Source organism: Serratia sp. CY84636 (assembly GCF_052166245.1).
Lineage (GTDB): Bacteria > Pseudomonadota > Gammaproteobacteria > Enterobacterales > Enterobacteriaceae > Serratia > Serratia nevei.
Window position 1 is genome coordinate 852,018 of the sequence record NZ_JBJNOX010000002.1, and the last position, 11,738, is coordinate 863,755.

The window sequence follows — 11,738 nt, forward strand, 5'->3', positions numbered from 1 at the left end:
TCGCGAAGCTCATCGGCCCCTGACACTCCGCAAACAAGAGGCAACAATGTATCCGGATACTCAACTGTATATCGATGGACAATGGCGCAACGCGCTGGCCGGGAAAACCTTGCCGGTCACCAACCCCGCCACCGACGAGATAATCGGTCAAGTGGCGCACGCCGCCACAGAGGATCTCGATCTGGCGCTGGCCGCCACCGAGCGCGGATTTAACGTCTGGCGCGACACCGCCGCGCACCAGCGCGCCAACCTGATGCGCAAAGCGGCGGCGCTGCTGCGCGAACGCGCTAACGCCATCGCCGCCGTCATGACGCAGGAACAGGGCAAACCGGTGGCGCAGGCCAAAGTCGAAATTCTCAACGCCGCCGACGTCATCGACTGGTTCGCCGGCGAAGCTACCCGCACCTACGGGCAGATCATTCCGTCCCGCGCCCGCGACGTGCAGCAGCAAACCCTCAAGCTGCCGGTCGGCCCGGTGGCCGCCTTCACGCCGTGGAACTTCCCGATCAACCAGATCGTGCGCAAGCTGTCCGCCGCGCTGGCGGCGGGGTGTTCCATCATCGTCAAAGGCCCGGAAGAAACGCCGGCCTCGCCGGCTGAGCTGATCAAAGCCTTCGCCGACGCCGGGATCCCGGCCGGGGTGATCGCGCTGGTGTACGGCACCCCGGCGGAAATCTCGGAATACCTGATCCCGCATCCGACCATTCGCAAGATCTCCTTCACCGGCTCCACCCGCGTGGGCAAGCATCTGGCGGCGCTGGCCGGCCAGCATATGAAAAAGGCCACCATGGAGCTGGGCGGCCACGCGCCGGTGCTGATCTTCGACGACGCCGATCTCGACGCGGCGGCCAAAGAGCTGGCGCAGTCCAAGTTCCGCAACGCCGGCCAGGTCTGTATCGCCCCGCCCCGCTTCCTGATCCAGCAAGGCGTTTATGAAGCCTTCGTGGAGAAATTCACCGCCGCCGTGCGTGAGCTCAAGCTCGGCAACGGGCTGGAAGACGGCGTGAGCATGGGGCCGATGGTGCTGGGCCGCAGCGTCGACAATATCGAGGCGCTGGTGCAGGATGCCGTCGCCCACGGGGCAAAAGCCAGCACCGGCGGCAAGCGCGTGGCGGGCAAAGGCAACTTCTTCGAGCCGACGGTGCTGCGCGACGTGCCGCTGAGCGCGCGCGCCATGTCAGAAGAGCCGTTTGGCCCGGTCGCCCTGCTGCGCCCGTTCGCCACCTATGACGAGGCGATCGCCGAAGCCAACCGCCTGCCGTACGGGCTGGCCGCCTACGCTTACAGCCGCAACATCGCCACCGTCAATGCGCTGGGGCGCGACGTGGAGAGCGGCATGCTGAGCATCAACCACATCGGTTTCGGCCTGCCGGAAACGCCGTTTGGCGGCGTGAAAGACTCCGGTCACGGCACCGAAGGCGGCAGCGAAGCGATCGAGTCCTACCTGGAAACCCGCTTCGTCACCGTCGCCGGCCGTTAATCGCGCGTCGGATGAATAGCCAAAAGCCCCGCAGTGCGGGGCTTTTTTTTACTCGCGAGCCAGTTCGAACAGCCGCCGCGCCGCCGGGGTCAGCCCCAGCATGTGAATGCAGGCATGCACCATGCCCGGCAACCGTTCGCAGCGCACCGGCACGCCCGCCTCGCGCAGCCGCTGCGCATACTGCTCGGCCTCATCGCGCAGCGGATCATATTCGCAGCTCAGGATGGTGGCCGGCGGTAACCCGCGCAGCGTGGCGGCGTGCAGCGGCTCGGCGCCGGGATCGCGCCGCTGGGCCAGATACTGCTGCCAACAAAATACCATCGCGTCGCGCGTCAGAAAGTGCCCCTCGGCAAACTCGCGATAGCTCGTCGTCGTCATCTCGCGGCTGAGCGCCGGGTACAGCAGCAGCTGGCGCTCGATGTGCGGGCCGCCGCGATCCCGCGCCAGCAGCGCGACGGCGGCCGCCAGGTTGCCCCCGGCGCTGTCGCCGCCCACCGCCAGGCGCTGCGCGTCGATCCCCAACTGCGGCGCCTGTTGCGCCACCCAGCAGAGCGCCTGGTACACATCTTCCAGCGGCTGCGGAAACGGGTATTCCGGCGCCAGACGGTAGTCGACCGACAGGATCACCCGGCCGGTGGCGTTGGCCAGTGCCTGACAAGGCCGATCGTACAGCGCCAGCGAACCGAAGCACCAGCCGCCGCCGTGGGCGAACAGCATCGCCGGCTGCGCGTTTGCGCGGTTTTCCCCTGCCGGTAAATAAGTACGCAGCGCAATCCTGTGTCCATCGGCGGCGACCACCGTATAGTCCCTGACGCCGCCGCTCGGTTCCGCCTCGCCCTGCAGCCGGAGTAAACCGGTTTCCGTGGCCGCGCGCATTTCCGCCAGCGACGCGGGGGGCGGCGCATCGGCCGACGCCGTCAAAAAGGCAGCGATGCGTTCATCGAGCGGCATGGGGTTCTCCTGCCAGGAACGGCGTAATCAGGGCAATAAATTCCTCATGGCGCTCCTCGGTAATGAAATGCCCGCAGCCGGCGACCGTTTCGCCCCGCAGATCGTGCGCATTGCCCCGCAGCGTCGTCAGCGGCGCATCACCGGTGGCGTGCTCCGCCCCTACCGTCAACACCGGCATCATCAGGGGCGTGGCGGCGCGCAGCCGGTTCTGCCGCACGGTCTCCGGGATTGCCCGGTAATAGTCGAATCCGGCGCGCAGGCCGCCCGGCGCCGAATAGGCGGTGATATACACCTGCGCCGCCACCCGATCGCGCCGATAGGACCAACGGTTAAAGATATAGCCAAGATACTCCTGCTCACGCCCCTGGGTCAGGGTCTCCGGCAAATCAGCCAGTTGGTTGAACATGAAGTGCCACAGGAAGATGTTCTCCTCCGGCGCGACGAAAATTGGCGGCGGCGGCGCCAGCCCGGGTATCACCGCCTCCGTCAGCACCAGACGTTCCACCGCCTGCGGGAAATCGCTCGCCATGGCGTAACCGATCCACATGCCGATGTCGTGGCCAACCAGTTGGTAACGTTCATGGCCCAGCTGCGCCATCATCGCGTGCAACGCTGCTCCAATGCTGCCAGTGTCGTAGCCGCCAGCGGGCTTGTCAGAATCGCCGATGCCCGGCGGGTCGACGGCGATCGCCTGAAAACCGGCCGCCGCCAGCGCTTGCATCACATGGCGCCAGGTGTACCAGGTTTGCGGCCAGCCGGGGATCAGCAGCACCGGCCGCCCTTCACCCGCCACCACGCAGTGAAGGCGCCGGCCGTTGACCTGGAGATAGACGTGTTCCGCCGCGAGATCCGCCAACGTGACCTCGTTCTGTCGGTATTGCATGGGGTAACTCCCTGAAGAATTAGGCTCAGCGAATGCCGAGCAAGGCATTGATCTGCTGTGGGTTGACCGGCGCGCCGGCGAAATCGTCGAACACTTTGTCGGTGACGTGGATAATGCGATCGCGAATGAAGGCTGCGCCTTCGCGTGCGCCGTCCTGCGGGTTTTTCAGGCAACATTCCCACTCCAGCGCCGCCCAGCCCGAATAATCGTACTGCGTCAGGCGTGAAAAGATGCCGTTGAAATCGACCTGGCCGTCGCCCAGCGAGCGGAAGCGGCCGGCGCGATCGATCCAGGATTGATAGCCGCCGTAAATGCCCTGCCGACCGGTCGGATTGAACTCGGCGTCCTTGACGTGGAACATGCCGATAACCTCTTTATAGATATCGATAAACTCCAGATAGTTGAGCTGCTGCAGCACCATATGGCTCGGGTCGAACAGCACCCGGCAGCGCGGAGGGTGGCCGACGCGCTCATGAAATATTTCGAATGTCACGCCGTCGTGCAGATCCTCGCTCGGGTGAATTTCGTAACACAGGTTGATCCCCTGCTCGTCGCAGGCGTTAAGCACCGGCAGCCAGCGCCTGGCGAGTTCGTCGAACGCGGTATCGATCAGTCCTTCCGGACGCTGTGGGAACGGAAACAGATAGGGCCAGGCCAGCGAACCGGAAAAGGTGCCCAGTTCGCTGAGCCCGAGCCGCGCCGACGCCTTCACCGCCAACAGCATTTGCTGCCGCGCCCACTCGCCACGCGCCTGCGGATTGCCCTGTAGCGCCGGCGGCGCGAAGCTGTCAAACAGCGCATCGTAAGCCGGGTGTACCGCCATCAGCTGGCCGAAGATATGGCTGGTCAATTCGCTGACCACCAACCCCTGTTCCGCCAACATGCCGGTCAAATCATCGCAGTAGGTTTGGCTTTCCGCGGCGGTGGCCACGTCGAATAAACGCCGATCCCAGGCCGGGATCTGCAGCGCACTAAAGCCGGTCTGCGCCGCCCATTCGGCGATGGCGGGCAGGCTATTGAACGGCGCTGTCTCATCGCTGAACTGCGCAAGATGCAGGCTTGGACCTTTGAGGGTTTTCATCGTAAACTCCTATTAGTTGTCGATTGACAAACAATAGGAGCAAAGCGCGATGACCGCAAGCGAAATTTATAAAGACATTGGTATTCCCGCCGATTTAAGCGATCCTATGTCGCTGAATGGCAGGTAAATTGGAGCAGAGAATGGCTGGCAGACCGCGCGAGTTCGACCGCGAACAGGCGCTCTTGAAGGCGCGAAACTTATTCTGGCGACAGGGCTACGAAGGCACCTCGATGTCGGATCTGGTGGCGGAATTGGGCATTGCTTCCGCGCGCATCTACAAGGCGTTCGGCTCCAAAGAGCAGCTGTTCCGAGAGGCGATCGCCAGTTATGAAACCGAGGAAGGCGGCTTCGCCGATCGCGCCTTCGCGCAGGAAAGCGGCATTCGCCCGGCGATCCAACGTATGTTGGAAGATGCCGTGCGGCTCTACAGCCGGCCGGATCTGCCGCAGGGTTGCATGGTGGTCTCCTCCGCCGCCAGCGTCAGTGCGGAGAACGACGGGCTCAAAACCTGGCTGGCTGAGCATCGGTTGCAGCGCACCCAGCAGATCGTCGAACGGCTGCGGCAGGCGGTGCAAGCCGGCGAACTGCCGGCCGGTACCGACGCCGACAGCCTGGGGGACTTTTTCGCCGTCTTCCTGCACGGCCTGTCGATTCAGGCGCGTGACGGCGTCACTGAAGCGCGACTGTTGGCGGCGGTCAAGGTGGCGCTCACCGCCCTGGGCGACGCTTAATCTTCGGGCAGATCGAAAATCACCAGCGTGCCTTCGCTGCCCGGCAACACGCGGTGCGGCACGCCGGCCGCGGCCTGATACAGCTGGCCGGCCTGCACCATAATCGTTTCCCCCGCCACCTGCAGCCGCAGCTGCCCGCGGATCACCAGCAGCCCTTCGCTGTAATCATGCACTTCATCCGCTATGCTGCGCTCATCCATGCGCAGCACTTTGATATTGGCCGCACCGACGCGGCCCAGCACGGTAGAACGCCAGGCCTCAGGCAGTTCGGCCGCCTGCAGGTTTAAATCGAACAGCATCGGTACCCCCTGTGGTTATCGAACGTAGCGGCACTCTACGCCGACTGCGGCCGGCGTGGAAAGAATCCCGGGTTGTAGCTTATGCCCGCCAGGCCTATACCGGCACCCGGCGGCTGATCTCCACCACCTGATCGCTGGGCAGGTAATAATAATCCGTGACGTGCATGCCGTTGCGCACCATCAGCGCGAACAGGTTGCGCTGCCAGGACGGCATCCGGTCGCTCGCCTCGCGGCGCACCACGGTTTCATGGCCGAGATAGTAAGTCGCCTCGTCGAAGTTCAGGCCGCATTTTTGCGCTTCGACGTGCTGCAGCAACTGCGGGATGTTCGGCCGCTCCATAAAGCCGTAGCTGGCCACGCCGCACCAAAACCCCGGCGCCAGTTCGCGCATCGCCAGGCGTTCGGCATTCGATACCCGCGGTTCATTGACGATGGCAATGGTCAGCGCCAGCACGTTGGCGTGCAGCGAGCCGTTGCGTTTGACGTGCCATTTCATTACCGGCGGCGTGCCCTGCAGGCTGCGGGTGAGAAAGACCGCGGTGCCCGGCACCCGCGGCACGGATTCACGCTGGATTTTCGCCAGGAAATCCGCGATCGGCACCGTCGTCTCACCGAGGGTGCGCACGGCCGCCAGCACCCCGCGATGCCAGATAAGCATCACGGTATAGACCGCGGCGGCCAGCAGCAGCGGGATATAACCGCCCTGCAACACCTTGGTCAGGTTGGCCGTCAGGAAGCTCAGATCGACCACGAAGAAACACCCCGCCACCAACAGACTGGCGGCCAGCCCCCAGCGCCACACCTCGCGCATCGCCACGAACAGCAAGCCGGTGGTCATGATCATGGTCAACGAAACGGCGATGCCGTAGGCGGCGGCCAGATTGTCCGAGGATTTGAAGAACACCGTCAGGAACAGCGTCACCACCATCAGCAGCCAGTTGATGGCGCCGATGTAGATCTGCCCGTAGCTTTCCTCGGTGGTTTGTTTAACCCGCAGCCGCGGCAGCCACCCCAGTTGGATTGCCTGGCGGGTCATCGAAAACGCGCCGCTGATGATCGCCTGGCTGGCGATGATCGTCGCCAGCGTGGCCAGGATCACCAGCGGGATCAGCAGCGCCGGCGGGCACAGGCGGAAGAAGATGTTCTGCGTGACGTCGGCGCCGGCCAAAATCAGCGCGGCCTGGCCGGCGTAGTTGAGCAACAGGCTGGGAAAAACGATGCCGAACCAGGCCAGCCAAATCGGCCGTTTGCCGAAGTGCCCCATGTCGGCGTACAGCGCTTCGGCGCCGGTGACGCACAGAAACACGCCGCCCAGCACCAGGAAACTGGTCAGCCCGTTCGAGAACAGGAAATGAATGCCGTACATCGGGTTCAGCGCCAGCAGCACCGCCGGGTGCTGGATGATGCCCCACACGCCCAGCGCGGCGATCGACAGGAACCACAGCGCCATGATCGGCCCGAACACGCGGCCGATACGTGCGGTGCCCAGCGGCTGAATGGCGAACAGGCTGAGCAAAATCACCACCGCCGCCGGCAGAATGTAGGGCTGCGACGCCGGCAGCACGATATTCAGCCCCTCAAGGGCGGAGAGCACCGAGATGGCCGGCGTGATGGCGCCGTCGCCGTAGATCAACGCCGCGCCGAACAGGCCGGCGAACAGCACCAGCGGCCGGGATTTCCGCCTGCTGACCAGCAGCGACATCAGCGCCATGATGCCGCCCTCGCCGCGGTTGCCGATGCGCATGGCGAACATGGCGTATTTGAGCGAGGTGACGATCACCAGCGTCCAGAAAATCAGCGACAGCAGGCCAAGGATCACCGGCGCCGACGGCGCATCGCCGGAGAGAAACAGCACGGTTTTCAGGGTGTACAACGGGCTGGTGCCGATATCGCCGAACACCACGCCCAAAGCGCCCAGCGCCAACGGCGCCAGGCCGGTCTTGTTCGAGGTTTCCGTATCATTGCCGACAGACATCTGCTTGCTCCTTAGCCTTGCACAGTGAGTTGGAATTATTGTCACTTTATTGCCGCCGCGCCACTCGCTCGGCAGCGATAAGCATAACTTAACCGTCATCTTCACGGGTTACAGTATCGCCCGTTTGCGGCACAGAAACCGCCGCCGGTGAGCAACGGTTTAGAATCGCCCGCGCCGGATGGTCTATAGTCCTTATGCGATTGTCACTTTCTTGTTTGCGCCCGCCGTGGGAGAAGTGAAATGAACGTCCGGCTCAACACCCATGTTTCCGCCCGGCGCCTGCTGCCCAATGGCTGGGACGTCATCGCCTTTCCGCTGATCATCGGCCTGATCGCCATGATGGCCATCGGCCTGCATCAAACCCTGCAACCGATCGTCACGCTGAAAACGCAGGCGATATCGCTCGATCCCGCCAACCTGCCGGAATACGCCCTGCGCACCACGCTGCGCATGCTGGTGGCGATGGTGGCCGCGCTGGCGTTCTCGCTGGTCTACGGCACCCTGGCCGCCAAGAGCCGGCGCGCCGAAAAAGTGCTGGTGCCGATCCTCGATATTCTGCAGTCGGTGCCGGTACTCGGCTACATCTCTTTCACCGTCACCTTTTTCATCGCGCTGTTCCCCGGCCGGGTACTGGGGGTCGAGCTGGCGGCGATGTTCGCCATCTTCACCAGCCAGGCGTGGAATATGACCTTCAGCTTCTACCAGTCGCTGCGCACCGTGCCGCGCGATCTGCAAGAAGTGGCGCGCGGCTTCCATCTGAGTCCGTGGCAACGTTTCTGGAAGCTGGACGCGCCGTTCGCCATGCCGGGGCTGATCTGGAACATGATGATGTCGATGTCCGGCGGCTGGTTCTTTATCGTGGCGTCGGAAGCGATCACCGTCGGCAACAACACCTTTACGCTGCCGGGCATCGGCGCGTATCTCGCGCAGGCGATCCTCAGCAAGGATCTGCTCGCGATAGGTTGGGTGCTGCTCACCATGACGGTGGTGATCCTGGCCTACGATCAACTGCTGTTTCGGCCATTGGTGGCATGGGCGGACAAATTCCGCATGGAAACCACCCGCTCGGCGAGCGCCCCCACTTCCTGGTTGTTGAACCTGATGCGCCGCACGCGCCTGATCCACCTGCTGCTGACGCCGCTGGGCGCACTGCTGGCCAAAACCGCGCGCCTGAAACTGAGCCTGCCCGCCCGGCCGTTGCGCCGCGGCAATAGCGCCCAACGGCAGCGGCGTTCGCGCATGATCGATCGGTGTTGGAGCACCATCGTCATCCTGCTGACGCTGGCGATCGCCTGGCGCGTCATTCTCTATGTGCAGACCGGCGTGACGCTCAATGACGTGGGCCATGTGATGGTGCTGGGGCTGATCACGCTGCTGCGCGTGGCGGTGCTGATCGCCCTGTCGTCGCTGATCTGGGTGCCGCTCGGCGTGCTGATCGGCCTGCGCCCGACGTTGGCCGGAAAGATCCAGCCGATCGCCCAGTTTCTGGCCGCGTTTCCGGCTAACCTGCTGTTCCCGGTGTTCGTCATCACCATCGTCCACTTCCGGCTGAACCCCGATATCTGGCTGTCGCCGCTGATCGTGTTGGGCACCCAGTGGTACATTCTGTTCAACGTGGTGGCCGGCGCCACCGCGTTGCCCAACGACTACCGCGAGGCCGCCGCCAATTTTCACATTCGCGGTTGGCAATGGTGGCGCCAGGTGATGCTGCCGGGCATCTTCCCCTATTACATCACCGGCGCCATCACCGCGTCGGGCGGCGCCTGGAACGCCAGCATCGTGGCGGAGTTCGTGCAATGGGGCAGCACCCAGGTGAAGGCACATGGGCTGGGTGCCTACATCGCCGAAACCACCGCCGCCGGCGATTTCCCCAAGATCATTTTGGGCATCGCCGTGATGTCACTGTTCGTTACGCTGTTCAACCGTCTGCTGTGGCGGCCGCTTTACGCCTACGCCGAATCCCGCTTCCGCATCGATTAAGGAGCCGTTCAGATGTCAGACCTTCACCCAACGCAGGCGACGCACTCGCCCGGCGAGGAAATTTTAGCGGTCAACGCGGTCAGCCATGGCTATGACAAGGCACATGGCGAGCTGCTGATCCTCGACGGGGTCAATCTGTCGCTGCGGGCGGGCGAGATCGTCGGGTTGCTGGGCCGCTCCGGCTCGGGCAAATCGACGCTGCTGCGCATCATCGCCGGTCTGGTTACCCCCACCGCCGGGACGGTGAACTACCTGGGGCAGCCGCTGAACGGCCCCGCCAAAGGCGTCGCCATGGTGTTTCAAACCTTCGCGTTGTTCCCCTGGCTGACGGTGCTGCAAAACGTTGAGGCCGGCCTCGAGGCGCTGGGCGTCGCCCCTACCGAACGGCGCGAGCGGGCATTGGCGGCCATCGATCTTATCGGCCTGGACGGCTTTGAAAACGCCTACCCGCGCGAGCTATCCGGCGGCATGCGCCAGCGCGTAGGCTTTGCGCGCGCGCTGGTGGTGGATCCGACGCTGCTGCTGATGGATGAGCCGTTTTCGGCGCTGGATGTGTTGACCGCCGAAACGCTGCGTACCGACCTGCTGGATCTGTGGACCGAGGGGCGAATGCCGATCAAATCGGTGCTGATCGTCACGCACAACATCGAGGAAGCGGTCTTCATGTGCGATCGCATTCTGCTGCTCTCTTCCAACCCCGGCCGGGTGATCGCCGAAATCAAGGTGCCGTTCAGCCACCCGCGCAACCGGCTGGATCCGCAGTTCCGCCACCTGGTGGACGATGTGTACGCCAAGATGACCGCCCGCCCGACCGACGGCAACGTCAAGAAAGGGCTGAAGCTCGGCACCCGGCTGCCGCACGTGTCCACCAACCTGATCGCCGGCCTGATCGAAACCCTGGCCGCCGCGCCCTATTTCGGCCGTGCCGACATGCCGGAGATCGCCCTCTCGCTGCATCTGGAGGTCGATGAGCTGTTCCCCATCGCCGAAGTGCTGCAGTCGCTGGGCTTCGCCGACGTGCGTGAAGGCGACATCTTCCTGACGCCGCCGGCGCGCGCCTTCGCCGACGGCGACGTTCAGGCGCGCAAAGTGCTGTTCGCGGAGCATCTGCTGCGCTATGTGCCGCTGGCCGCGCTGATCAAAAACGTGTTGGACGAGCGGCCGGGGCACCGCGCGCCGCGCGTGCGTTTCGAGCAGGAGCTGGAGGATTCGCTGTCGGACAGCGCCGCCAAAGAGACGCTGGATACGGTGATCAACTGGGGCCGTTACGGCGAAATCTTCTCCTACAACGATCAAACGGCGTTTTTCAGCCTGGAGGACGTCGAGTTTTAAGCGAGCCGGCGCTCATCGGCTTCGCGGCGCAGCCACTGCCGCAGGTTTTCACCCTCCTGCGACAGTTCGCTATCCAGGCGAGCGCACAGGTAATAATCCCGACCGTCGTCGATCGGCAGATCGAACATTTTGATCAACTCGCCGCTTTCAAGGTACTGGGCGATTAACGGCTCGCGCATCAATGCACACCCCAATCCCGCCTGCACCGCCGCCAGCGTCAGCAACCCGTCTTCGAACATCGGCCCGATGCTGCGCAGCGGGCGTTTAACGCCGGCCAGCTGAAACCATTGCATCCAGGTATTACGCTCCTCGTCATGCAGCAGCGGCAGCGCCGCCAGCTGATCCGGCGTATCGAGCAAACCGTGCAGTTTACTGAATGCCCGGCTGCACACCGGCACCATTTGGCCGGACATCAGCTTTTCGCTGCGATAGCCGGTCCACTGCCCAACCCCGAAGCGGATCGACAGATCGGCGGCGTCGCTCAGGTAATTGCGGTGGTTGGCGTAAACCACATTGATGTCGATATCCGGATTTTCCCGCAGAAAGCCGCGCAGCCGCGGAATGAACCAGCCCATGCCGAACAGCGGGATCAGGCTGATGGTGACCTGCCGCGACGCGGACTGCTCGCGCACGTGTTCGGTCGCCTGGCGCAGCACGTTAAACGCCGACCGGATCGAGCGGTAATATTCCCGCCCCTCGCCGCGCAGCACCAGATGGCGCCCCTGCCTTTCGGTCAACGGCATCTGCAAGAATGCCTCCAGCGTTTTCAGCTGATGGCTGACCGCCGAAGGCGAAATCATCAGCTCCTTCGCCGCCGCGCTGATGCTGCCCAGGCGCGCGATGGCCTCGAACGCCCGCACGGCGCGCAGCGGCGGATCGTTCGGCAACATCGGCAACGGCTCATCGTACTGTTCTGTTTTTTTCATATATCGATTGTTTTATGGAAAGTCCAGGAGAAGTATTTATTTAATATACATAAAAATCAAAGCATTAAAATCACTCGTTTTTTGTATAAGAAAGTATTTT

10 protein-coding genes are annotated in these 11,738 nt (G+C 63.4%); 4 read left to right on the forward strand and 6 right to left on the reverse strand.

Annotated features, from left to right (window positions below):
• The first annotated feature begins 46 nt into the window (after nt 1-46).
• The gene (locus tag ACJ8QI_RS08570; RefSeq protein WP_442532371.1) at nt 47-1,480 is read left to right on the forward strand and encodes an NAD-dependent succinate-semialdehyde dehydrogenase; all 1,434 of its coding nucleotides are present in this window, start codon (nt 47-49) and stop codon (nt 1,478-1,480) included.
• A 48-nt stretch (nt 1,481-1,528) separates the two neighbouring features.
• Here the strand turns inward: ACJ8QI_RS08570 and ACJ8QI_RS08575 are convergent, their stop codons facing one another.
• From ACJ8QI_RS08575 to ACJ8QI_RS08585, 3 genes are read right to left on the reverse strand one after another with little or no spacing between them, the layout of a single operon-like run.
• Entirely contained in the window at nt 1,529-2,431 is a 903-nt protein-coding gene (locus ACJ8QI_RS08575; protein WP_442532372.1) for an alpha/beta hydrolase, read from the reverse strand.
• Nucleotides 2,418-3,314, reverse strand: a complete 897-nt coding sequence (locus ACJ8QI_RS08580) for an alpha/beta fold hydrolase (RefSeq protein WP_442532373.1) — start codon at nt 3,312-3,314, stop codon at nt 2,418-2,420. Before ACJ8QI_RS08580 ends, ACJ8QI_RS08575 begins: the two co-directional genes overlap by 14 nt.
• Before the next feature lie 25 nt (nt 3,315-3,339).
• Nucleotides 3,340-4,395 carry a sugar phosphate isomerase/epimerase family protein gene (locus ACJ8QI_RS08585; RefSeq protein WP_442532374.1) on the reverse strand — a complete coding sequence of 352 codons (1,056 nt, stop codon included), beginning with the start codon at nt 4,393-4,395 and terminating at the stop codon, nt 3,340-3,342.
• 140 nt (nt 4,396-4,535) lie between these two features.
• Between ACJ8QI_RS08585 and ACJ8QI_RS08590 the strand changes: the two genes are divergently transcribed.
• On the forward strand, nt 4,536-5,126 hold the full coding sequence (locus ACJ8QI_RS08590) for a TetR/AcrR family transcriptional regulator (protein ID WP_060439882.1): 591 nt from the start codon (nt 4,536-4,538) through the stop codon (nt 5,124-5,126).
• Here the strand turns inward: ACJ8QI_RS08590 and ACJ8QI_RS08595 are convergent.
• Together ACJ8QI_RS08595 and ACJ8QI_RS08600 are read right to left on the reverse strand one after the other, a co-directional pair.
• Nucleotides 5,123-5,425, reverse strand: a complete 303-nt coding sequence (locus tag ACJ8QI_RS08595) for a cupin domain-containing protein (RefSeq protein WP_100395749.1) — start codon at nt 5,423-5,425, stop codon at nt 5,123-5,125. The two genes, ACJ8QI_RS08590 and ACJ8QI_RS08595, sit on opposite strands and share 4 nt — an antisense overlap.
• A gap of 94 nt (nt 5,426-5,519) precedes the next feature.
• On the reverse strand, nt 5,520-7,400 hold the full coding sequence (locus ACJ8QI_RS08600) for a potassium transporter Kup (protein ID WP_442532375.1): 1,881 nt from the start codon (nt 7,398-7,400) through the stop codon (nt 5,520-5,522).
• A gap of 240 nt (nt 7,401-7,640) precedes the next feature.
• On the opposite strand from ACJ8QI_RS08600, the gene ACJ8QI_RS08605 reads away from it, so the two are divergent.
• Both ACJ8QI_RS08605 and ACJ8QI_RS08610 read left to right on the forward strand, forming a co-directional pair.
• Nucleotides 7,641-9,380: an ABC transporter permease gene (locus ACJ8QI_RS08605; protein ID WP_442532376.1), complete on the forward strand. Its 1,740-nt coding sequence runs from the start codon at nt 7,641-7,643 to the stop codon at nt 9,378-9,380.
• A 12-nt stretch (nt 9,381-9,392) separates the two neighbouring features.
• Entirely contained in the window at nt 9,393-10,712 is a 1,320-nt protein-coding gene (locus ACJ8QI_RS08610) for an ABC transporter ATP-binding protein (RefSeq protein WP_102984636.1), read from the forward strand.
• Here ACJ8QI_RS08610 and ACJ8QI_RS08615 read toward each other — a convergent pair.
• Nucleotides 10,709-11,638, reverse strand: coding sequence for a LysR substrate-binding domain-containing protein (locus ACJ8QI_RS08615; protein ID WP_060418747.1), 930 nt, complete (start codon nt 11,636-11,638; stop codon nt 10,709-10,711). The two genes, ACJ8QI_RS08610 and ACJ8QI_RS08615, sit on opposite strands and share 4 nt — an antisense overlap.
• Nucleotides 11,639-11,738: the final 100 nt, after the last annotated feature.

Bases quoted from the DNA above. Each gene is read 5' to 3' on its own strand.
- ACJ8QI_RS08595 (WP_100395749.1), bottom strand. From the start codon at position 5,425: ATGCTGTTCGATTTAAACCTGCAGGCGGCCGAACTGCCTGAGGCCTGG.
- ACJ8QI_RS08575 (WP_442532372.1), bottom strand. From the start codon at position 2,431: ATGCCGCTCGATGAACGCATCGCTGCCTTTTTGACGGCGTCGGCCGAT.
- ACJ8QI_RS08585 (WP_442532374.1), bottom strand. From the start codon at position 4,395: ATGAAAACCCTCAAAGGTCCAAGCCTGCATCTTGCGCAGTTCAGCGAT.
- ACJ8QI_RS08615 (WP_060418747.1), bottom strand. From the start codon at position 11,638: ATGAAAAAAACAGAACAGTACGATGAGCCGTTGCCGATGTTGCCGAAC.
- ACJ8QI_RS08605 (WP_442532376.1), top strand. From the start codon at position 7,641: ATGAACGTCCGGCTCAACACCCATGTTTCCGCCCGGCGCCTGCTGCCC.
- ACJ8QI_RS08580 (WP_442532373.1), bottom strand. From the start codon at position 3,314: ATGCAATACCGACAGAACGAGGTCACGTTGGCGGATCTCGCGGCGGAA.
- ACJ8QI_RS08570 (WP_442532371.1), top strand. From the start codon at position 47: ATGTATCCGGATACTCAACTGTATATCGATGGACAATGGCGCAACGCG.
- ACJ8QI_RS08600 (WP_442532375.1), bottom strand. From the start codon at position 7,400: ATGTCTGTCGGCAATGATACGGAAACCTCGAACAAGACCGGCCTGGCG.
- ACJ8QI_RS08590 (WP_060439882.1), top strand. From the start codon at position 4,536: ATGGCTGGCAGACCGCGCGAGTTCGACCGCGAACAGGCGCTCTTGAAG.
- ACJ8QI_RS08610 (WP_102984636.1), top strand. From the start codon at position 9,393: ATGTCAGACCTTCACCCAACGCAGGCGACGCACTCGCCCGGCGAGGAA.